We start from the raw sequence: 21,199 nt of genomic DNA, 5'->3' as shown, positions 1-21,199 counted from the left end.
GGCGGTCCTTTGCAGAGGGGCCAACGGGGGCGTGCGCGTCGCGTCTACCGCGCTGCGGCGGCCTCGGCAATGGCGTCAAAGACCGTATCGAGTTCGGACGCGATATCGTCGGTGTCCGGATAGGGCGCAAGCAAGGTCGAGGGCGCGATGTAGGAAAGCGTCGCGGTGCCGTCCGCGTTTTCGGTCACGTAGAGCCGGATCGGCGCGTGGATCATCGCGTGGGTCGAGCGGCGCAGCAGGCGGACGGCGAAATCGTTATTGAATGCGCCAATCACCAGGTTGCCCGGGATCTCGACCCCACGACGGGCGGCGGCTCCGGTCGGCCCCGCCTGGGTGACGACGGCCATGCCGTTTGCGCCGATGGCCGCGCGGGTGCGGTCGACCAGCGTATCGAAATCATGCTCGGTCACACGCACCTGCCAGCCGGGCTGAACGGTGAGATCGGCAACGGTCTCCTGCGCTTGGGCGGGCAGGGTGAAAAGCAGAAGGGCGAGGATGTAGCGCAGCATGACGAGGCCTCCGATCGGGTCAGCGTGGAGGATGGCGCGACCCGGGGGCCGCATCCAGTCACGGTTGCGCGAGCATTATGGAATGATACGCGTGTAGCGGGTTCCGTCGAGGGTGGCGCCAATGATCAGACCCGCCTGACCGTAGATCACGGCAATCACCGGCTCCGTCAGGGTGGCAGTGTCGAACCCGAGCGCGCCCGCATTTGTGTTCACGGCGTAGCGCACGTCCGCGCCGACGGACCAACCGACGGTGTTGCGGAATTCAGCCAGCGCCCCTTGCGTCATGAAGAACAGGGTGTGGGCATATTGCTGCGCGCCGATCTGCAGGCCGAAGCTGCCCGAGACCGCGGAGTAATAATCGACCGTCGCCCCGCCGACCCGCAGCGCGCCGCGCCCGTAGGCGCCGCCGAACCCGAAGCCCGCCTCGGTGATCAGCGGCATAACCAGCATGCCAGAGGCGTTGTTGACGAGATCCTGGGTGCCGGGCACCTGCGTGACCATGAAATCGAGCGCTTGATCGACGCGGCTGTCGATGCGGGGGCCGTTTGAATTACCGAGCGGGTTGCCGCAAGCCGCCAGCACCGGAAGCGAGCCTGCGCCGAGAAGAAGGGACCGTCTGGAAAGACCATCTGCCATGGGATTACCTTGCCTATATGCCTAAATTGCCTCGTGCCGGCGCTTCGTGCCCCGGTCCTTGGCGGCAACAATACGCCGAAATGGCGCGGCTGTCATCCGGGAAGACGCAATATCTGCAGGTTTTTGCCGATGCCCCCGCTACCCGTTGAGCAGACGCGCAACCCTAGGGGCAAAGTAGCTCAGCACCCCATCGCAACCCGCCCGCCGAAACGCCATCAGCGATTCCAGCATCACCTTTTCGCCGTCGATCCAGCCATTGGCCGCCGCCGCCTCGATCATCGCGTATTCGCCGCTGACCTGGTAGGCATAAGTCGGCGCGCCGAAGCGGTCTTTCACCTGGCGGCACATGTCGAGGTAGGGCAGGCCGGGTTTGACCATCACCATATCGGCCCCCTCGCGCAGGTCACGCTCGACACAGCGCAAGGCCTCACGGGCGTTGAGCGGGTCGATCTGGTAGGTCTTCTTGTCGCCCTTGAGCGCGCCGGACGCGCCCACCGCATCGCGGAACGGGCCGTAGAAGGCGGATGCGAATTTCGCGGCATAGGACATGATCGTCACGTTGGTGTGGCCATTTTCCTCCAGCGCCGCTCGGATCGCACCGATGCGGCCGTCCATCATGTCAGACGGGCCAAGGATATCGGCGCCGGCGTCGGCCTGCGCGAGGGCCATCTTGACTAACGCATCGACCGACTCGTCATTCACGATCACCCCGTCGCGCACGATACCGTCGTGGCCGTTGATGTTGTAGGGATCGAGCGCAATGTCGGTCATGATCGCGATCCCGATGCCCGCGTCGCGGATCGCACGCGTCGCCCGATTCGAAAGGTTGTCGGGGTTCCAGGCCTCTTCGCAGAGCTCGGTTTTTAGCGCCGGGTCGGTGTAGGGAAAGAGGCAGATCGCCGGAATGCCAAGCGCGGCAGCCTCGCGCGCGGCGTCGACCAGAAAATCGACCGACAGCCGTTCCACCCCGGGCATGGAGGCGACCTTCTGACGCTCGCGGGTGCCATCGCAGACAAAGACCGGCCAGATCAGGTCATGCACGCTAAGGTTGCTTTCGCGCACGAGGTTGCGCAGGGGCGCGCTGGCGCGGGTGCGCCGGAACCGGGTGAGGGGGAAGGGGGCTTGGTTGGCGCGCATCGTGTCAGGTCTTTCGATCGTCAGAAACTGTTGACAGAGGTGCCACGGCAACGCCCGTCACGCAAGCGCCGCGCGGGGGGCTGGCCACTGACGAATGGCGTGCCTATAACGGCGCAATTCTGCCGATAGCGAACAAGAGCACCCCTTGGATTTTCTCGATCTCGTCACCGAAGTGATCAACCTCAGGTCGTTTTCGAACATGTGGTATTGGATCGTTTTGGCGATCCTGTGGTCGTCGTTGAGCCATTGGACCATTGGCGTGCCGTACCACCTTGTCAGCCGCGCCAAACGCGGGGATGCGCGGGCGGAGGCGGACATGATGGTGCTGAGCCGGATGAACGCGGAACGCATGTTGCAATACGCGCAATCCTCGGGCGTGCCGGCGATGGCCTTCGCGACGTTCCTTCTGACCGGATTGGCAATCACCGGCTGGATCTACGGGGTGGAGTTCAGCCAGGCGATATTCCTGTTGCTGTGCCCATCGATGCTGGTCCTGGCGCTTGGCATCTGGACCTCGCGCCGCTTGCACGACAGCGATTACGCCAACGTGCCCGGCATGCTGCGCCAGCACCGTTTGATCGTGCAGATGATGGGCGTGGTCTTCATCTTCATCACCGCCTTCTGGGGCATGTATCAGAACATGAATGTCGGTCCGCTCGGCTGATGCGGGACCGCGCGGCGCGATGCACGCCTTGACACGGGGCGCGCGCGGCGTAGGTCAGGCGCTCCATGGCTGATCCCGATCACATCCTGTGCGGCGGAGCCCCGGAAGGGTTCGATGCGACGTTGGTCCTGCGCGAGGCGGCGCAGGGCGCGGTCGTGCATGTGGCGCGCGATGACAAGCGCCTGCGCGCCATGGCGGAGGCGTTGCAATTCTTCGACCCTACTGTCCCGGTGCTGGAATTCCCCGGATGGGATTGCCTGCCCTATGATCGCGTCAGCCCGCAGGCCGAAATCTCGGCCGCACGCATGGCCACGCTCGCAAACTTGGCGGGGGGCCTCGAGGGACCGTTCATCCTGCTGACGACGCTGAACGCGGCCACGCAATACGTGCCGCCGCGCGATTTGTTGGCAAGCTCGGCCTTTGTGGCCACGGTCAACGGGCGCATCAACGAAGACGCGTTGCGCACCTTCCTGGTACGAATGGGCTATGTGCAGGCACCCACTGTGACAGAGCCTGGCGATTACGCTGTGCGTGGCGGAATCATTGACGTCTGGCCCCCCGGCGAGGCGCAGCCGGTGCGTCTTGACCTGTTTGGCGACGTTCTGGACGGCGCGCGGCGGTTTGATCCGGTCAGCCAGCGCACATCAGAAAAACTTGACCGAGTGGAATTGGCGCCGGTCTCCGAAGTGATCCTTGACGAGGCGGCGATTGCGCGGTTTCGGCAGAATTACCGGGTCGAATTCGGGGCGGGTGGATCGGAGGATCCGCTCTATGAGGCGGTCACGGCGGGACGTAAGGCGCAAGGAATGGAGCATTGGCTGCCGTTCTTCCATGAGCGGTTGGAGACGCTGTTCGACTACCTGCCGGGGGCTACGATCACGCTGGATGATCAGGCCGACGCGCAGCGCGTGGCGCGGTGGGACAGCATCACCGACCAATACGACACCCGCAAAACGGCGCTGACGCAAAAGGGGCGGCTCGATACGGTCTACAAGCCCGCGCCGCCGGAGTTGCTGTATCTCGATGATGCGGCATGGGACACCGCAGTGGCCGGGCACCGCGTGATGCAATTGTCGGTACACACGGCAGCGCTGGGGCCCGGTGTGATCGATGCAGGCGGGCGGATCGGGCGCAGTTTCGCGCCTGAGCGACAGCAGGAAAACCTAAGCCTTTTCGGGGCACTGGCGGGTCATGTTCGTGCAAAACGTGAAGACAGCGCGGTTCTGATCGCAAGCTGGTCGGAGGGCGCGCGCGAGCGGCTGGAAGGGCTTTTGCATGACGAGGGCCTGAGCGATATCAAGCGCGTGTCGGATGCGCGCGAGATTGGTGGGCCGGGCAGTGTGAACCTGACCGTCTGGCCGCTTGAAGAGGGGTATTCGGGCGGGGGCCTGACGGTCATTTCGGAACAGGATGTGCTGGGGGATCGGTTGATCCGGCCCAAGCGCCGGGTCAAGCGCGCGGAGAATTACCTGACCGAGGCGCAAAGCCTCAGCCCCGGCGATCTGGTGGTGCATGTCGATCATGGCGTGGGGCGGTACACCGGGCTTCAAACCGTCACAGCCGCGGGCGCACCGCATGAATGTGTGGCGCTGGAATATTCCGGCGGGGATCGGCTGTTCCTGCCGGTCGAGAATATCGAACTGCTCAGCCGCTACGGCCACGATGAAGGTTTGCTTGACAAACTGGGCGGTGGCGCGTGGCAGGCGAAGAAGGCAAAGCTCAAGGAGCGCATCCGGCAGATCGCCGACAAGCTGATCCGGATCGCCGCCGAACGCGAGCTGCGCTCTGCGCCGGTCTACGAGCCGCCCGGCGACATGTGGGAGGCGTTCAACGCGCGCTTCCCCTATGAGGAGACCGACGATCAGCTTTCGGCCATTGCGGACGTTCTCGACGACCTGACGCTGGGGCGGCCGATGGACCGGCTGGTGGTGGGGGATGTGGGGTTCGGCAAGACCGAGGTCGCGATGCGCGCGGCATTTGTGGCGGCCGCATCAGGCATGCAGGTGGCCGTGATCGCGCCTACGACCTTGTTGGCACGCCAGCACGCCAAGACGTTTCAGGACCGGTTTCGCGGCTTTCCGGTCACGGTACGGCAATTGTCGCGGTTCGTGGGCGCGAAGGAGGCCGCTGCCACGCGCAAGGGCCTGGCCGATGGAACGGTCGATCTGGTGATCGGGACCCATGCGGTCCTGGCGAAACAGGTGAAGATCAAGAACCTCGGCCTGATGATCATCGACGAGGAACAACGGTTCGGGGTGACGCACAAGGAGCGGCTGAAGGAAATGCGCTCGGATGTGCATGTCCTGACCCTGAGTGCCACGCCGATTCCGCGCACGTTGCAGATGTCGCTGTCCGGCGTGCGCGACCTGTCGATGATCGGAACGCCGCCGGTCGACCGCTTGGCGATCCGCACCTATGTGAGCGAATTCGACGCGGTCACGATCCGCGAGGCGCTCTTGCGCGAGCATTACCGCGGTGGACAGAGCTTCTACGTGGTGCCCCGCATTCAGGACTTGCCCGAGATCGAGGATTTCCTGCGCGAACACGTGCCAGAGGTGACGTTCATCACAGCCCACGGGCAGATGGCGGCGGGCGAATTGGACGACCGGATGGTGGCGTTCTACGACGGCAAATACGACGTTTTGCTGGCGACGACGATCGTGGAATCCGGTATCGACATCCCGACCGCGAACACGATGGTCATCCACCGCGCCGACATGTTCGGACTGGCGCAATTGTATCAGATCCGCGGCCGGGTGGGGCGTGCCAAGACGCGGGCCTATGCCTACCTGACGACGAAACCGCGCGGCAAGCTGACGCTTACGGCCGAGAAACGTCTGCGCGTGTTGGGCAGCCTCGACAGCCTTGGCGCGGGCTTCACGATTGCAAGCCAGGACCTCGATATCCGCGGCGCGGGCAACATCGTGGGCGAGGAGCAATCGGGCCATGTGAAAGAGGTGGGCTTCGAGCTTTACCAAAGCATGCTGGAGGAGGCGATTGCCAAGATCCGTTCGGGCGAGGCGGAGGGGGTTTTGGGCGATGACGGGCAGTGGTCGCCGCAGATCAACCTTGGTGTGCCGGTCCTGATCCCCGAGGCCTATGTGCCCGACCTCGACGTGCGGCTGGGGCTTTACCGGCGGCTGAGTCAATTGGAAACAAAGGTCGATCTGGAAGGCTTCGCGGGGGAGTTGATCGACCGGTTCGGCAAATTGCCGAAAGAGGTCAACACCTTGTTGTTGGTCGTGCGGATCAAGGCGATGTGCAAACGCGCCCATATCGCCAAGCTTGACGCCGGGCCCAAGGGCGCGACGATCCAATTCCACAACGACAAATTTCCCAGCCCCGCGGGCCTTGTGGATTTTGTGCAAGCCCAAGACGGGCTGGCCAAGGTGCGCGACAATAAGATCGTCGTGCGCCGGGACTGGGCCAAGGACAGCGACAAGATCAAAGGTGCCTTCGCGATTGCGCGTGACCTTGCGATGCATGCCGAGGGAAAGGCGCCCGCGAAGGCCTGAGACCGCAGGATAACGCCGCACACGATGGCCGACAGAACGCGGCGATGTCAGCCAGGCGCATTGATGCGCGCCGCCGTTTTGCGGTAAAAGCCCCGAAAGGACGAAGGTCATGCACGCAAAAGGCCCCGAGCAGATGTCCGACACACAAAAGACCCGCCGCGAAATGCCGAAATGGGGCTGGTACGCATTCCTGTTTTTCTCGGCGCTTTCGGCGATTTCCGCTTTCAAATTTGTGCCGCCCGGCCTGATCCACGGTGTCTTCGTCGAGGGCGGATCCTGGGCGCGGTTCGTGTTCGAAGGAATCGAACGGGGCGCGGATCACGTGGCCTATCACATTGAAAACGTCGGATCGACGCTGGCCGTTCACATGATTTTCGGCGGTCTTGCGGTGATCCTGACGCCCGTGCAGGTCAGCCGGGCATGGCGGCGCGGGGATCGGCGCAAGCATGTGTATTTGGGGTGGGCGCTGGTGCCGATCGTGACGATCGCGGCGCTGACCACCCCGCCGATCAGCTTCAACATGGACTATCCGCTGTGGTCGGAGGCGGGCTTTGCGCTTGGGTCCGTGGCCTGGTTCGGGGCGCTGGTGATGGGGATCTGGCACATCCGGCAGCGCAATTTCGAGATGCACAAACGCTGGATGGTGATGATGGCGGCGCTCAGCTTCGGCGCGGTGTCGTTCCGCCTGCAATTGCCGATCCTGCGATTGTTTTGGGATATGGACGTGGTGTTCCCATATCTCGGCTGGACCTGCTGGGTGCCAAACGTGATCGTGGTTGCGATCTGGTGGTGGCGCAGTGCACGCAAAGCCCCTGCGGTGCAGCCCGCAGAATAGGTCCGCCCGGCATCCGGCAAAGCACCCTAGTCGCGGCCCTCGCGCGGCATGTAGCGCATCACAATCGCCCCCGTCAGCGACAACACCAGAACCGACGCCGCAAGGGGCATGGCTGTGCCGTTGTAGAGCTGCCCGATCCCGGTGCCCAATAGGGCCCCGGCAACGGTTGCCAGCGCCCCCATCAGCGACGCGGCAAGTCCCGCGATATGGCCCAACGGCTCCAGCGCCAGCGCGTTCAGGTTGCCAATGGTGAAGCCCATCAAGGCAAAGACCGTGACGGACCAGGCGAAGTAGAACCAGATCTCAGACATGCCGGCCGCCCCGCTCAGGAGCAGCGCCACGAAGAGGCTTGAAAACACCGTCTGCGCCCAAAGCGCACGACGGATCAGCGGGCGCATTCCCAGCCGGATCACAAACCGCCCGTTCAGCGGGGCCGCCGGAGCGGACAGCACTGCGATGAAGAAGAAGAACCAGTGGAAATGCTCGCCCCAGCCATAGGTGCGGTCGAAGATGGGTTGGATGGAGGTGATGGTTCCGAAGAGCAGCCCGTAGATCATGGATTGGACAAGGATCGAAAGCTGCATCTGCCGCAGCGAAAGCGCCTCGATCGTGGAGGACCAAAGCTCGGCCGCATTCAGTTTGCGACGGTTTGCGGGGGGATGAGTTTCGGCCTGCCGGACGGTCAGCCAACCCACGGAGACCAAGGAGAACAGAAGAAAGCTGATGAAGATCGCACGCCAGCCGAACAGCTCGATAATGCCGTGACCGATCAGGGGCGCGACGGCGGGAAAGACGGTGAAGACCAGCATAGCGAAGGAGATGATGCGCGCCATCTCGCGGCCCGTGTAGAGGTCGCGGATGAGGGCCATGGAGGCCACGCGCGGGCCCGCCGCGCCAAGGCCCTGAATGATGCGCGCCGCGATCAGAAGCTCCATCGACGAGGCCGCCCAGGCAAGCACCGCGCCAAGCATGTACAGCCCCGCAAAGGCCAAGATCACCGGTTTGCGCCCGAACGCATCCGAAAGCGGGCCGGTCACAAGTGTGCCCACGCCCATGCCCATCACAAAGCTGGTGATGACAAGTTGCGCGTAATTGGGCGTTTCGGGCGAAAGCTGTGCCGCGATGTCGGGCAGGGCGGGCAGCATCGCGTCGATGGAAAAGGCGATGGTGGCAAACATCATGCCCATCAGGGCGATGAATTCGCCCGTCGAGAGCCGCGCAATCGGGCCGGGGGTGTCAGTCGCGCTCATGTCGGGCGCCGCAACAGGAACGGCACGCGGGCGCGGTAGGCGGCATATTCGGGGTGGCGGGCGGTGAGGGCGGCTTCCTCCACCATCGCGGCGGCAGTGAGTGTGGCAATCGCCGAAAGCGCGATGATCCAGCCGGGCAGGTGGCCAAGGATGATGGCAAAGCCCAGGAAACCGGCAGCCTGTCCGACATATTGCGGGTGGCGCGACCAGGCATAGGCCCCATGTGTTGAGACCCCGACGTCCCAACCGCTGGTCCCGAAAAACCGCAAGTTCGCCATGCCCCAGGTCTGTAACGCGCTGCCTGCGAAACCGATGCCCAGGCCGATGGTCCAGATCAGCCACGCCCAAGGCCCCGTCGGCACGACCCAGGTCTGGAACAGGCCCACGTAGATCAGGATCGTCAGCCCCCAGGACCACGCGGCGGTGGGCCAGTTGCCCTGTTGCGGCGGCCACGGGCCGGTCATGGCGTCGCGTTCCGACCACCACAACAAAAGGCCCCAGGTCGCGCAGGCCCCGAGACCGAGGATCAGGCCGAAGATCATGTGAACTGCCTTTGGCGCCACGCAAACCCGAGTGCGGCGATCCAGATCGCGATTTCAAATACGATCGTCCAATGGGTGAGGAAAGCGACGAGGAAATGCACGCCCGCGCGCCCGGGCACCTCGATCAAACGGTAAAGATCGCCCGACACGGGCCACAGCCACATGATACCGCCGGTGACGCTGTCGAGGACGATGTGCACCATCCATGCGGCGCCGAATGCCACGATTGCGTCTGTCCAGGCCTTGGCGACGCGACTTGCCAGGAGATAGGCTGCACCGCTGCAGGCCAGCGCAAAGGCGGGCGCGTGAACCCAGTACCGATGGTGATGGATGGCGCGGTCATCGATGAAGTAGAAAAACAGCAGGTCGAAATCGGGAAAGATCGCGCCCAGAAGTGCGGCCCACAGCACCGGACCCCGCCAATCCTGCGTGCGGGCCAGGACGTAGCCAGCGGGTAGGTGGGCGGTGATCATCCCTACGCCTCCTGCGCCTGCACCTTGGCCAATTGCGCATTCAGGTCGTCGATGATCGCCTCCCATTGGGCGGGCGGCTGCGCGCCGGGGACGGCATGTTGCGAGGCGACGATGAAGGTCGGGACGGCCTGCACCCCGCGCGATCGGGCATGGGTGTCACGGTCTCGGATGCTTTGCATGTCGGCGTCGCCATCGTAGAGCTTGGCGATCATGTCACGGTCGAGCCCGACGCTTTGCGCAATGTCGATCAGCGTCGGGATATCGCCGATGTCGCGCCCGTCCACGAAATAGGCCCGAAACAGCGCCAGAACGGCCGGCGTTTGACGCCCCTCGATCCCGGCCCAATGGATCAGGCGGTGCGCATTGAGCGTGTTGGGCGTGCGCGTGATGCCTTCAAGGTTGAGCTTGAGCCCCGCCTCTTCGGCCTTTTCCGAGACCGGCGCATAGGCGCGCACGGCGTTTTCCTTGCCGCCGAACTTGCCCTCGAGATAGGCGCGGCGATCCATTCCCTCCGCCGCCATGCCGGGGTTGAGCTGAAACGGATGCCATTCGATGGTAAACGGGTGGTTGGGCCGCGCCTCCATCGCGCGAGCCAGGTTGGACCAGCCGATATAGCACCACGGGCAAATCGGGTCCGACAGGATATCAAGCTTGATCATTCGGGGTCTCCAGAAGGTCGCGAAGGGCGCGACGGTTCAGCTTTCCGTTGGCCCCGCGCGGCAAGCCGTCAAGGCGCAACCAGGCGCGCGGGCGCTTGTGTGGGGCGAGGTGGTGAGTGGCGTGCTGTTGCAGGTAGCTTTCGCTGGCCGCGCCGCAATAGGCAAGGGCGAGGATCGTGGTCTCGGGGTTGGGGCGGATCACAAGCGCGGCACAATCGTTCACCTCCGCCACGCCGTCAAAGGCCGCCTCGATCTCTGACGGAGCAATGCGAAACCCGCCTGCGGTCAGGATATCATCGGCGCGTCCGTGATAGGTATAGGCCCCGTCGGCACGGCGCGTCACCAGATCGCCGGTGACGAACCAATCACCGGTCAGCGGCAGGTCAGGCCGCCCGTCCCGGTCCAGATATCCAAGGGTCAGCCCCGGATCGGATTGGTGGATCGCAAGGCGGCCCTGCGTATCGTCAGCGATGACGGCCGCGCCCTCGTCCAGCACCGCCAAGCGACGCCCGGTCTGCGCGAAGCCGATGCAGCCCTCGGGCGCGGGCCGGGTGGGCGCACCGCTGAGAAAGGTGGAGCATTCGGACATGCCGAGCGCCTCATGGATGTCGGTGCCTGTCGCCGCGTGCCAGCGCGTTCGGATCGAGGGCGGCAAGGCCTCTCCGGCGGAGAGCGCATGGCGCAGTTTCGGCAGGGCGGGCAGCTCGCGGGCCAGAAGTTTGCGGAAGATGCCGGGGGCGCCGGCCAAAATCGTGGCATCATGGCGCTTGGCCAGAAGCCCAAGCATCGCGGGATCGGTCCCCTCGGCCGGCACCAGCGCCGTCGCGCCTGCCGCCCACGGATCCAGCAGCCCGGTGCCAAGCGTATAGGTCCAGTTGAACGCGCCCGTGTGCATCAACCGGTCATCGGAGCGCAGGTCGTACCAATCGCGCCACATCATCCGCCGCGCCCAGATCGCGCGATGGGCATGGGCGACAGGTTTGGGCCGCCCGGACGTGCCGGAGGTGAACACGACATAGGCCAGATCATCGGCGTGGGTCCGTTCCAGCGCGCTTTCCGGTCCATCAAGCAAGTCAACGCCAAGCACCGGGCTGGCGATGTCGGGCAGGGCAATACCCGGTTCGGCCAGTACCGCCTGCGGTGGCAGGCTATGGGCAAGGCGCGTGATCTCGGGTGCGGTCAGGGCGGCCGGTGTCGGCATCGGCACAATGCCCACCCGGATCGCGCCGAGAAAGGCGATGGGGAAGGCGGCGGAATTGCCCATGCGCAGCATCAGGCGGTCGCCCGGGGCGAGGCCCGCGCGCCGCAACCCACCGCCTGCGCGCGCCACCGCATCGGCGAGACGCGCGTATGACCACCGGTCCGCCCGCGAGGGCCCAAGCGTGGCCAGCGCGATCTTCTCGGGCTGTGCTGCGGCCTTGGCCAGCACGTAATCCGCAAGGTTGAAGGGATCGGGGGGCAATTTCATGGAACGGGGCCTATGCAAGGCCGCGCCCGGTTGCAAGCGCGGCCCGGCCTGCGCTACTTCACGAGCCATGAGCGATGTGTCACCCGACCTTGGTCCCAAAGGTGCCCCCGAACCCAGCCTGATCCGGCTGGCCCGCGCCTCGGGCAGCGAAGTGCCCGTGGATCTGGCGGTGCGGGTGCGTGAATTGCGAAAGGCGCGCAACTGGACGCTGGAGCAGGCCGCACAGGAGGCCGGGTTGGCCCGCTCGACACTTTCAAAGATCGAGAACGGGCAGATGTCGCCGACCTACGCAGCGGTCAAAAAGCTTGCAACGGGCCTGGGCATTTCAGTGCCGCAATTGTTCACGCCCAAGGCCTCCCCCGAAGGCGGCGGGCGGTTGGTTTCGACGAAACGCGGCGAGGGCGCGGCGCATGCCACGACGACCTATGAGCACGAGCTTCTGGCCGATCAATTGACGCAAAAGTCCATGCTGCCCTATCGCGCGCGGATCCGGGCGCGCAGTTTCGACGAATTCGACGGATGGGTGCGCCATGAGGGGGAAGAGTTCCTTTATGTGCTGACCGGGGCCATCCGCCTGCTGACCGAGTTCTACCAGCCCATCGACATGGTGCGCGGCGACAGCGCCTATTACGACGCCGCGATGGGGCACAATGTGATCTCGATTTCCGATGACGACGCCACGATCCTGTGGGTCACGTCGATCGGCTAAGCGCGGCGCCCGTAAAGCGCGCCCGCAACGCTCAACGCCAGTACCGCGCCGATGATCTGTGCCACGATGAAGGGGGCCACGTCGCCCGGCGCAATACCGGCGAAGGTGTCGCTGAACGCACGCGCAATGGTGACGGCGGGGTTTGCAAAGCTGGTCGAGGCGGTGAACCAATAGGCCCCGGTGATATAGGCTGCGACAAGGGCGGGGACCTGAGCAGGCGCGTGGCGTATTCCGCCAAGGATGGTGAAGAGCAGCCCGAAGGTCGCGATGACCTCTGCCACCCATTGCCCGCTGCCCGTGCGGGCGGTTGTCGAGGCCTGCAGCACCGGCAGTTCGAACATGACATGGGCCAGCCAGACCCCGATGATGCCGGCCAGAACCTGGCAAATTACATAAAGAAAGGCATGTAAGATACTGATTTCACGTCGTAACGCGAAAACCAGCGTAACCGCCGGATTGAAATGTGCGCCAGACACCGGGCCGAACAATGTGATCAGGACGTAAAGCGCCACGCCCGTCGCAATTGCATTGGCCAGAAGCGCCACGCCCGTATTTCCGCCGCTCAACGCCTCGGCCATGATGCCGGAGCCGACAACGGCGATGAGGAGAAACGAAGTGCCGAGGGCTTCGGCAAGAAGGCGGCGGGGCAGAGTATCCATGAACGCGTAGTGCCGCCGCACGACCTGCGGTTCAAGTGAAGAAACGATGACAGGGCAACGCCGGGACGGCCGCCACCGGGTTCCGTTATTCGAACATGGCGCGCAGATCGACGGTGCTGTCTTCGCCGATCTTGTCGAAATGCTCCGACAGGAATGCCTCCGCCGAGGCGCGTCCGGCTTCGCGCAATTGGTGCAGGATCTGCGGCGTGGCGATCAACTTTGTGGCGACCGAAAGCTGCTGCATCAAATCGTCATCCGCGATCATATGGATCAGCATATCCTTCATCGCATTGTCCTGCAGCGCGCCCTTGTGGAGGAGGCGCTGGACGAATTCGATGGCACGCAATTCGCGCAGGAGCGATGTGTTGAAGCTGATCTCGTTGATCCGGTTCTGGATCGACCTGGCCGAGGTCGGCACCTCCTCGCGGTAGAGCGGGTTGATGTTCACGATCAGGATGTCCCGCGGCAGATCCGGCCCGAAGAGCGGGAACAGCGCCGGATTGCCGGTATAGCCGCCGTCCCAATAGGCCTCCGTCTCGCCGGTCACCGGATCGTCGATCTCGATCGCGCGGAACATGGTCGGCAGGCAGGCCGAGGCCATGATCGACTGCGGGGTGATCTCGTCGCCGGTGAAGATGCGGATCTTGCCAGAACGCACATTCGTGGCACAGATGTAGAAATCCGGGCCCGCGTCGCAGCAAATGTGATCGTATTCGAAATCCCTCACGATCGGAGCCAGCGGATTGCGGTAAAACGGCCCGCTGGCATAGGGGCTGACCATGCGGCTGACGGCGTCTCCCATCGCGAAGGGCAGGGAGGTCTCAAGCGCGAAGCTGACGGCCTGCGGCGAGATCATGTTAAGCCACGGCGCGAAGGCCTCGTCGGTGATGGCGCCAACCTGTTCCCACACCTTGGCCAGCGCCTCGCTCGCCAACGTGCGTGAGCCGCGGCTGAGCCCGCATTTCACCGCCGCCCCGTTCAGTGCGCCCGCCGATGTGCCGGACATGGCGGCGATCTCAAGCTCTTCGCAGGCCAGGATCGCCTCCAGCACACCCCAGGTGTAGGCGCCATGTGCGCCGCCGCCCTGCAGGGCGAGGTTAATGCGCTTAGCCTTTGCCATGTGTCTCATCCCACAATGCGATCATGTCGCTCAGCGTGATGCCGTCGACGGTCATGTCGGTGATGTCGGCCTGCGTGATCGCAAGCCCTTGCAGGTTCGCCTGCCGGATCGTGACCTCGCTCAAGTTCACGTTCTCGAACGTCGACCCGGTCAGGTTCACATTGTGAAACCGCATCTCCGACGCGTTCACGTCATCGAGCAGCGCCCCCATCAGATGGGTGTCGCGAAATCTGGCGTCTTTCAGGCTCACGGCGGTGAAGGTCGAGCCGCACAAGTACATGTTGTGCATCTCGAGCTTGTCGCGGCCAGCTTCCGGGGTCTCGGACATGGAGGTCACCTTTTGTGCGGCAGGCGCGGGTTACAGGGCCGTCCAACCACCATCGACGCTGATCGTTGTGCCGGTGATCTGATCGGCGGCGGGTGAGCACAGGAACGCGACCGTTCCGCCCAATTGTTCGGTCGTGGCGAATTCCTTCGACGGCTGGCGCTCAAGAATGACTTTCTGCGTCACCTCTTCTTCGCTCATGTCGTATTTCTTCGCAGTGTCGGGGATCTGGGCCTGCACCAGCGGCGTCAACACGTAGCCGGGGCAGACGGCGTTGGCGGTGATCGGCTCCTGCGCGGTTTCAAGCGCGACCACCTTGGTCATGCCGACAACGCCGTGCTTGGCCGATACGTAAGCCGATTTGTAGGGGGAGGCAGTCAGCCCATGGGCCGAGGAGATATTGACGATGCGGCCCCAATCCGCCTTGCGCATCATCGGCAAGGCGGCGGCGGTCGTGTGAAAGACCGAGCTGAGCATGATCGCGATGATCGCGTCCCATTTTTCGACCGGGAAATCTTCGATCGGCGCGACATGTTGAATACCAGCGTTGTTGATCAGGATATCGCATGTACCGGCCTGTTCGATCAGCGCGCGCGCCTCGTCGCCCTTGGACAGGTCCGCCTTGATGTAGCGCGCCTCGACGCTGAAGTTCTCGGCGATTTCTTCGGCCAGCGCGTGGTCTTCCTTGCGGTCGGTGTAGGAATTCAGGACGACATTCGCGCCTGCCCGCGCCAGTTCGCGCGCCACGCCCAGGCCGATGCCCGAGTTCGAGCCGGTGATGACGGCAGTCTTGCCGGAAAGGTCGGTGGTCAGGGCCATGGGGAAATCTCCGCTCAATCGTATCTGCGCAGACGCTAATGCTGCGAGTGCGAAAAGAACAGGGGCTGCACGGGCCTGTTGCGCGGATCTGCGCCGCAGACAAAAAAAACCCTGGCACAAGGCCAGGGTTAAGTCATTGAGGCAGGTTTCATACAGGCAAGAAACCTATCGAGCAGTGACCCCTTTATAAGCAATGACTTGGCCCGAGTCCAACCGAAAAGTTGCCCTTGCATTCGCGGGCCGGTAGCGTGGCGGGCAACGAATACGGGTGGTTGGAGGATTGTTCCCAAATGCAGACGCATTGTTTCATCAAAAGGGCAGGTGTTGTGGCCTTGGCACTGGCACTGGCCAGCCCTGCCATTGCTGAGCCATCCCACGGGGTCGCGATGTATGGCGCGCCGGCGCTTGCCGCGGATTTCACGCACCTTCCCTATGCCAATCCCGACGCGCCGACGGGCGGACGAATCGTCACCGGCGAGGTCGGTTCGTTCGATTCGCTGAACCCGCATATCCGCGAGGGATCGGTGCCGTGGCAGCTGCGATTCTTGGCCTACGAATCGCTTTTGGGTCGGTCGTATGACGAGCCATTCACGCTGTATGGACTTCTCGCCGAAACCGTCGAGATCGCCGAGGACCATTCCTGGGTCGAATTCACTCTGCGCGGAGAGGCGGCATTCTCTGACGGCAGCCCGGTCACGGTCGAGGATGTGATCTGGTCGTTCGAGACACTCGGGACAGATGGGCACCCGCGCTACCTCGGCTCGTGGACGCGCGTTGAGGGGATCGAGGCCGTCGGCGAGCGGACCGTGCGCATCACCCTGGCCGAAAACGATCGCGAATTGGCTATGATCATGGGCCTGCGTCCGATCCTTCAGGCCGCGCAATGGGAGGACGCCGATTTCACCGAAAGCGGGCTGACCAATGTCCCGATCACCACGGCGCCTTACATCATCGACGATTTCGAGGCCGGGCGTTTCGTCAGCCTGCGCCGCAACCCCGATTACTGGGGCGTCGACGTGCCGTTCCGGCGCGGCACCAACGTAATCGACGAGATCCGCATGGAATTCTTCGGCGACGGCAACGCGATGCGCGAGGCCTTCACCAGCGGCCTGATCACCACGCAGCGCGAGACCTCCGCGCAGGCCTGGGCGGACAATTACGATTTCCCGCGTGTGCAGAACGGCGAGGTCGAGCTGGCAGAGATCCCGCATCAACGGCCCTCGGGCATCACCGGCTTCGTGATGAACACCCGCAATCCCCTGTTCAGCGACTGGCGCGTGCGCGAGGCGATGATCCAGGCGTTCAACTTCGAATTCATCAACCAGACGATTAACGGTGGGGTCGATCCGCGGATCACCTCGTATTTCTCCAACTCGCCGCTATCGATGCAGCCCGGCACGGCCGAAGGGCGCGTGGCCGAATTCCTCGCGCCGTTCGAGGCCGATCTGCTGCCCGGCGCGCTGGAGGGGTATGTCTTGCCGGTGTCGGACGGATCGGAGCGGAACCGCAACGGGATCAGGGCCGCCATCGCGTTGATGGAAGAGGCGGGATACAATGTGGAAGAAGGTGTGATGACCGGGGCCGACGGCGCGCCGGTGACGTTCGAGATCCTGTTGCAGACCGGATCGTCCGAAAACGATTCCATTGCCAACATCTATGTCGAGGCGCTGAGCCGGGTGGGCATCGACGTGACGGTGACGCGGGTCGACAGCGCGCAATATCGCGAGCGGACGGATGTGTTCGACTTTGACATGACCTATTACCGGCGCGGCCTGAGCCTGAGCCCGGGCAATGAGCAGCGGCTGTATTGGGGCTGCGAAACGGTCGAGGCGGAAGGGTCGCGCAACCTGATGGGGGCGTGCCATCCGGCGATCGAGGCGATGGTCGACACGATGCTGTCGGCTGCCAGCCAAGACGATTACCGCGCCGCCGTGCGGGCGTTGGACCGGGTGCTGATTTCGCAGCGCTACGTGGTGCCGTTCCACCACAACCCGATCAGCCGTCTGGCGTTCAACAGCGAGCTGGAGTTCCCCGATTACATCCCGATTTACGGAGATTGGATTGGCTGGCAGCCCGATGTCTGGTGGGTCGAGGAATGATTGCGGCCCCGGCGTTACTGGCTGGGTTGGATTGGGGGCCAGCCCCCAATCCCCGGCTCACTTGGGGGCCAGCCCCCAAACCCCCGAGGTATTTGAAAAGCAAAGAGGGCGCTCGCCTGAGCGCTGAACGGCACGCGGGTTTGATTACTCGGCGGCGTCCTGAACCGGTGTCTCGACCGCCTTGTTCGCGTCCTTGCCGTCGGGATAGACAAGACCGGCGGAGATGATGAGTTTCGCGCTGTCTTCCACGCTCATGTCGAGGATCTTTACATCGCGGCGCGGCACGAACAGGAGAAATCCCGAGGTCGGGTTCGGCGTCGTGGGCAGGAAGACCGAGACCATGTCTTCGGGCACCTTCTCGGCGATTTCACCCTTTGTGGAGGTGGAAATGAAGGCAATCGCCCAGATGCCCTCGCGCGGGTATTGCACGAGGCAGGCCTTGTCGAAATTCTGCTGATCCTGCTTGAGGACCGTTTCAGCGATCTGCTTGAGGCCGGAATAGACCGAGCGGACCACCGGGATCGACAACACCAGCCCTTCGGCCCACCGGATCATCGAGCGCCCGATCAGGCCCTTGGCGATCCAGCCCACGATCATGGTGAAGACAAAGAACGCCACGACGCCGATGCCGCGAATATTGACCTCGATGCCTGTCCATTGATTGATCAGCACGGAGGGGTTGTAGCGGGTCGGGATGAACGGCAGCACCCAGCTGTCGATCCAGCCGGTCAGAGACCACAGCAACCAGATCGTGATGCCGATGGGGGCGATCACGATCAAACCGGTCAGGAAGTTCGACCTCAGTGAGGCAAACATTCCGCGGCGCGGCGGTTTTTCGAGTTCGGGCAGTTTCATGGGCCGTCAGATGCTTCCGTTCCTGTGCGTTATCTAGGGCTGCGCGGGCAGACGCACAAGCGCGCAGGTCGTGGCGGGGCCTCAGCCGAGCAAATGTTGGGCAATCCGGGCGGCGACACGCGCATTGTTGAGCACGAGTGCGATATTGGCGCTGAGGCTGTTGCCCTCGGTCAGCTCGAACAGGCGTTGCAGGAGGAAGGGGGTGACGCCCTTGCCCGTGATCCCATGCGCATCGGCCTCGGCCTGGGCCTGCGCGATCAGGGGCGCGAGCGTGGCTGCGGGGATTTCGGCCTCGACCGGGATCGGGTTGGCCACCAGTTGACCGCCGGGCAGGCCAAGACGCGCGCGCATCGCATGGGCGGCGGCGATCTGGGCGGGATCATCAAGACGGAGGGGCGCGGCAAGTCCGCTGTCGCGACTCCAGAACGCGGGGAAGGCGGGTTGACCATGCGCGATGACCGGCACGCCAAGAGTTTCCAGCACTTCGAGCGTTTTGGGCAGATCGAGGATGGCCTTGGCGCCCGCGGCCACGACCGTGACGGGGGTGGCGGCCAGTTCATGCAGGTCGGCGGAAATGTCAAAGCTCTCCTGCGCGCCCTTGTGAACGCCGCCGATGCCGCCGGTGGCGAACACGGCGATCCCGGCGAGATGCGCACAGATCATCGTCGCGGCCACGGTCGTTGCCCCGATCCCGCCGGTGGCGAGGCAGGCGGCCAGATCAGCGCGAGAAAGTTTGGCGACATTCGTTGCCTTGGCCAGCGTCTCCAGCTGCGCGTCGGTCAGGCCGATGTGGATGGTCCCGTCCATCACCGCGATGGTGGCGGGCGTGGCCCCGGAGGCGCGCACCTCGGCCTCCACCCGGCGGGCGGTCTCGACGTTTTGCGGATAGGGCATACCATGGGTGATGATGGTGCTTTCAAGCGCCACGATGGCGGTGCCGTCCGCGCGGGCCTTGGCCACATCGGGCGACAGGGTAAGGGGCAGGGTCATGGTTGGTCTCCAGCGACGTAATTGGCAGCGGTGACAGTGGCCAGGCGCAGCGCGGTTTCTCGCGGCTCGCCCGCGATTTCGGCCGCGATATGGGCGGCCATGAAGGTATCGCCCGCCCCGGTGATGCGGATCGCCTCAACCGGGGGCGGGGTTTGGCTCAGTGTGTGCGTCCGGCTGCCATCCACGGCCATCTGCGCGCCTTCGGTGACAAGCGCGCGACCGGCGCCTGCGCGCAGAAGCGCCTCTGCGGCAGCGGCGGCATTGGCGGGCTGGGTGCCGGTGATCAGGCCGGCCTCTTCGCGGTTGACGTAAAAGGTGGCGTTGCGCTGTCCGAGGAAGGGGCGCAGGCGTTCGGCCTTGCCCGGAGAGGCGGGCGCAATGCGCAGATCGGCGTTGGCAAACAGCGGGCTGCGCGCAATCTCGATCAGGAGCGCCTCGCTGAGGTTCCCGTCGAGCGCCACCGGCCCGGACCACGGCGCCCCCGGCGCGCCAAGTGTGCCATCGGCAAGCGGGGTCAGGATCCGGTCCCCCAGCGTCTCCAGTGTCTGCGCATCGGCGATGGCTGCCACCAGACCGCCATGCGCCTCGATCGCCATGTAGCGGTCGGTGGGCAGGTTCGGATCGACATGGATGAACGACGTCTCCAGCCCAAGCGCCTCGCAGGCCGCCAAAAGGTCGCGGCCCTCGGCATCTTGTCCCACCACCGACAAAAGCGCCGGCCGCAGGCCGAACTGACGCAAGGCGTTCGCGATATTCAGCGCCACACCACCCGGCAGGCGCGTGATCTGCCCGGGCTTGTCATTGCCCAACAGCATCGGGGTCGTGCAGCGGCCGATGATATCCCAAAGGACTGCGCCAATGCACAGGATGTCGGGAGGCGGGGTTTCGGTGGGTGGTGCCATGCATCTCCAATCGCGCGCCCGTCCCGCATTGGCAAGACGGCACGTGATGTGGGGAAACGGACGTGGCGCAGGTGTGGTGCCTTAGCCGCCCTTCCGGGCCCTGGGGTGTAGCGAGCTGGCCAGGATATGGTCGGCCTCATGGACGACATTCTGCGCCTGGAGCACGATGAGCGGGTCGGGATCCTGCACGACGCCGAGGTCCTTTCCGGGATAATCCAGGCTTGCCAGAAAATGCCGCAAACACCCCAGCCGCGCGCGTTTCTTGTCGTTCGATCGGATCAGGGTCCACGGCGCATCGGCGGTGTCGGTGTAGAAGAACATCGCCTCCTTCGCCTCGGTGTAATCATCCCATTTGTCGAGGCTGGCGCGGTCGATGGGCGACAACTTCCATTGCTTGAGCGGATCGGTCTCGCGCGATTGAAAACGGCGGCGCTGTTCTTCTTGGGTGACCGAGAACCAGTATTTGTAAAGTTTGATGCCAGACCGGGTCAGCATCCGTTCCAGGTCGGGGGTCTGGCGCATGAATTCGAGGTATTCGTTGGGTTCGCAGAACTCCATCACCCGCTCCACGCCCGCGCGGTTGTACCACGACCGGTCGTAAAGGACGATCTCACCGGCGGTTGGCAGGTGTTTGATATAGCGCTGAAAAAACCATTGGCCGCGCTCTTCGTCGGAGGGTTTGTTGAGCGCCACCACACGCGCGCCACGCGGGTTCAGATGCTCCATGAAGCGCTTGATCGTACCGCCCTTGCCAGCGGCATCGCGCCCCTCAAACAGCATGACGATCTTCTGGCCGGTTTCCTCGACCCAGTGCTGCACCTTGAGCAATTCGACTTGCAACGCGGCCTTTTCGGCCTCGTAGGTCCTGGTGGCGAGCTTGGTGGGGTAGGGATAATCCCCGGTGTCGAAGCCGGCGATCTCGGCGGGTGTGGTCGTCGTTGTGATCTCGGCTGTGTCCTTTGCCATCGCCATGTCCTCCTGTTGCGGCTGACGCAGAGCATAGCAGGAGGTGCGGCGCGGGGCGTTGATGTGG

The 21,199-nt window shown here is 64.0% G+C and carries 21 protein-coding genes; 5 read left to right on the top strand and 16 right to left on the bottom strand.

Going from position 1 to position 21,199, the window contains the following annotated elements; all coding sequences use genetic code 11:
- Nucleotides 1–44: 44 nt before the first annotated feature.
- The 3 genes from V8J83_RS03820 to hemB form a co-directional block, all read right to left on the bottom strand.
- A complete protein-coding gene (locus V8J83_RS03820; protein ID WP_339983646.1) occupies nucleotides 45–509 on the bottom strand; it encodes a DUF302 domain-containing protein in 465 nt (154 codons plus the stop codon).
- 75 nt (nucleotides 510–584) lie between these two features.
- Complete coding sequence (locus tag V8J83_RS03815; RefSeq protein ID WP_339983644.1) at nucleotides 585–1,145, bottom strand: lipid-binding SYLF domain-containing protein; 561 nt, start codon at nucleotides 1,143–1,145, stop codon at nucleotides 585–587.
- Between the two features lie 138 nt (nucleotides 1,146–1,283).
- Nucleotides 1,284–2,282: a porphobilinogen synthase gene (gene hemB, locus V8J83_RS03810; protein ID WP_339983642.1), complete on the bottom strand. Its 999-nt coding sequence runs from the start codon at nucleotides 2,280–2,282 to the stop codon at nucleotides 1,284–1,286.
- 145 nt (nucleotides 2,283–2,427) lie between these two features.
- Between hemB and V8J83_RS03805 the strand changes: the two genes are divergently transcribed.
- The 3 genes from V8J83_RS03805 to V8J83_RS03795 all read left to right on the top strand — a co-directional run bounded on the left by V8J83_RS03805 (nucleotide 2,428) and on the right by V8J83_RS03795 (nucleotide 7,296).
- Nucleotides 2,428–2,946 (top strand): component of SufBCD complex, encoded by a 519-nt coding sequence (locus V8J83_RS03805; RefSeq protein WP_339983640.1) that lies wholly within the window; start codon nucleotides 2,428–2,430, stop codon nucleotides 2,944–2,946.
- Nucleotides 2,947–3,011: 65 nt separating this feature from the next.
- The gene (gene mfd, locus V8J83_RS03800) at nucleotides 3,012–6,461 is read left to right on the top strand and encodes a transcription-repair coupling factor (RefSeq protein WP_339983638.1); all 3,450 of its coding nucleotides are present in this window, start codon (nucleotides 3,012–3,014) and stop codon (nucleotides 6,459–6,461) included.
- A 109-nt stretch (nucleotides 6,462–6,570) separates the two neighbouring features.
- Nucleotides 6,571–7,296 carry a DUF2306 domain-containing protein gene (locus tag V8J83_RS03795; RefSeq protein ID WP_339983636.1) on the top strand — a complete coding sequence of 242 codons (726 nt, stop codon included), beginning with the start codon at nucleotides 6,571–6,573 and terminating at the stop codon, nucleotides 7,294–7,296.
- Nucleotides 7,297–7,322: 26 nt separating this feature from the next.
- Here V8J83_RS03795 and V8J83_RS03790 read toward each other — a convergent pair whose 3' ends face one another.
- Genes V8J83_RS03790 through V8J83_RS03770 form a run of 5 tightly spaced genes read right to left on the bottom strand, consistent with a single transcriptional unit; the run spans nucleotide 7,323 to nucleotide 11,688 of the window.
- A complete protein-coding gene (locus tag V8J83_RS03790) occupies nucleotides 7,323–8,546 on the bottom strand; it encodes a multidrug effflux MFS transporter (RefSeq protein WP_339983634.1) in 1,224 nt (407 codons plus the stop codon).
- Entirely contained in the window at nucleotides 8,543–9,088 is a 546-nt protein-coding gene (locus V8J83_RS03785; RefSeq protein ID WP_339983632.1) for a methyltransferase family protein, read from the bottom strand. Before V8J83_RS03785 ends, V8J83_RS03790 begins: the two co-directional genes overlap by 4 nt.
- The gene (locus V8J83_RS03780) at nucleotides 9,085–9,561 is read right to left on the bottom strand and encodes a metal-dependent hydrolase (RefSeq protein ID WP_339983630.1); all 477 of its coding nucleotides are present in this window, start codon (nucleotides 9,559–9,561) and stop codon (nucleotides 9,085–9,087) included. Before V8J83_RS03780 ends, V8J83_RS03785 begins: the two co-directional genes overlap by 4 nt.
- Before the next feature lie 2 nt (nucleotides 9,562–9,563).
- Nucleotides 9,564–10,220 (bottom strand): DsbA family oxidoreductase, encoded by a 657-nt coding sequence (locus V8J83_RS03775; RefSeq protein ID WP_339983628.1) that lies wholly within the window; start codon nucleotides 10,218–10,220, stop codon nucleotides 9,564–9,566.
- Nucleotides 10,207–11,688, bottom strand: coding sequence for a class I adenylate-forming enzyme family protein (locus V8J83_RS03770; protein ID WP_339983626.1), 1,482 nt, complete (start codon nucleotides 11,686–11,688; stop codon nucleotides 10,207–10,209). The genes V8J83_RS03775 and V8J83_RS03770 overlap by 14 nt, the downstream gene beginning before the upstream one ends.
- Before the next feature lie 67 nt (nucleotides 11,689–11,755).
- Between V8J83_RS03770 and V8J83_RS03765 the strand changes: the two genes are divergently transcribed.
- Nucleotides 11,756–12,397 (top strand): helix-turn-helix domain-containing protein, encoded by a 642-nt coding sequence (locus V8J83_RS03765; protein ID WP_339983624.1) that lies wholly within the window; start codon nucleotides 11,756–11,758, stop codon nucleotides 12,395–12,397.
- Here the strand turns inward: V8J83_RS03765 and V8J83_RS03760 are convergent.
- The 4 genes from V8J83_RS03760 to V8J83_RS03745 all read right to left on the bottom strand — a co-directional run bounded on the left by V8J83_RS03760 (nucleotide 12,394) and on the right by V8J83_RS03745 (nucleotide 15,320).
- Nucleotides 12,394–13,056 (bottom strand): aquaporin, encoded by a 663-nt coding sequence (locus tag V8J83_RS03760; protein WP_339983623.1) that lies wholly within the window; start codon nucleotides 13,054–13,056, stop codon nucleotides 12,394–12,396. The two genes, V8J83_RS03765 and V8J83_RS03760, sit on opposite strands and share 4 nt — an antisense overlap.
- Nucleotides 13,057–13,141: 85 nt before the next feature.
- Nucleotides 13,142–14,176, bottom strand: a complete 1,035-nt coding sequence (locus V8J83_RS03755; RefSeq protein ID WP_339983622.1) for a patatin-like phospholipase family protein — start codon at nucleotides 14,174–14,176, stop codon at nucleotides 13,142–13,144.
- Nucleotides 14,163–14,504 carry a pentapeptide repeat-containing protein gene (locus tag V8J83_RS03750; RefSeq protein WP_339983620.1) on the bottom strand — a complete coding sequence of 114 codons (342 nt, stop codon included), beginning with the start codon at nucleotides 14,502–14,504 and terminating at the stop codon, nucleotides 14,163–14,165. The genes V8J83_RS03755 and V8J83_RS03750 overlap by 14 nt, the downstream gene beginning before the upstream one ends.
- Nucleotides 14,505–14,534: 30 nt before the next feature.
- On the bottom strand, nucleotides 14,535–15,320 hold the full coding sequence (locus tag V8J83_RS03745; RefSeq protein ID WP_339983618.1) for a 3-hydroxybutyrate dehydrogenase: 786 nt from the start codon (nucleotides 15,318–15,320) through the stop codon (nucleotides 14,535–14,537).
- 290 nt (nucleotides 15,321–15,610) lie between these two features.
- On the opposite strand from V8J83_RS03745, the gene V8J83_RS03740 reads away from it, so the two are divergent.
- On the top strand, nucleotides 15,611–17,419 hold the full coding sequence (locus tag V8J83_RS03740) for an extracellular solute-binding protein (protein WP_339983616.1): 1,809 nt from the start codon (nucleotides 15,611–15,613) through the stop codon (nucleotides 17,417–17,419).
- Nucleotides 17,420–17,563: 144 nt separating this feature from the next.
- On the opposite strand, the gene V8J83_RS03735 is transcribed toward V8J83_RS03740, so the two are convergent.
- The 4 genes from V8J83_RS03735 to ppk2 form a co-directional block, all read right to left on the bottom strand.
- On the bottom strand, nucleotides 17,564–18,274 hold the full coding sequence (locus V8J83_RS03735) for a DUF502 domain-containing protein (protein ID WP_339983614.1): 711 nt from the start codon (nucleotides 18,272–18,274) through the stop codon (nucleotides 17,564–17,566).
- A gap of 81 nt (nucleotides 18,275–18,355) precedes the next feature.
- Nucleotides 18,356–19,264 carry a pseudouridine-5'-phosphate glycosidase gene (locus V8J83_RS03730; protein ID WP_339983612.1) on the bottom strand — a complete coding sequence of 303 codons (909 nt, stop codon included), beginning with the start codon at nucleotides 19,262–19,264 and terminating at the stop codon, nucleotides 18,356–18,358.
- The gene (locus V8J83_RS03725; RefSeq protein ID WP_339983610.1) at nucleotides 19,261–20,166 is read right to left on the bottom strand and encodes a PfkB family carbohydrate kinase; all 906 of its coding nucleotides are present in this window, start codon (nucleotides 20,164–20,166) and stop codon (nucleotides 19,261–19,263) included. Before V8J83_RS03725 ends, V8J83_RS03730 begins: the two co-directional genes overlap by 4 nt.
- A gap of 81 nt (nucleotides 20,167–20,247) precedes the next feature.
- Nucleotides 20,248–21,132, bottom strand: a complete 885-nt coding sequence (gene ppk2 / locus V8J83_RS03720) for a polyphosphate kinase 2 (RefSeq protein ID WP_339985973.1) — start codon at nucleotides 21,130–21,132, stop codon at nucleotides 20,248–20,250.
- Between the last annotated feature and the right edge of the window lie 67 nt (nucleotides 21,133–21,199).

The sequence above is a fragment of the Gymnodinialimonas ulvae genome (assembly GCF_037543845.1).
Classification (GTDB): domain Bacteria; phylum Pseudomonadota; class Alphaproteobacteria; order Rhodobacterales; family Rhodobacteraceae; genus Gymnodinialimonas; species Gymnodinialimonas ulvae.
The sequence above is the reverse complement of the archived record's forward strand: the minus strand, read 5'-3'. Positions and strand labels throughout refer to the sequence as shown.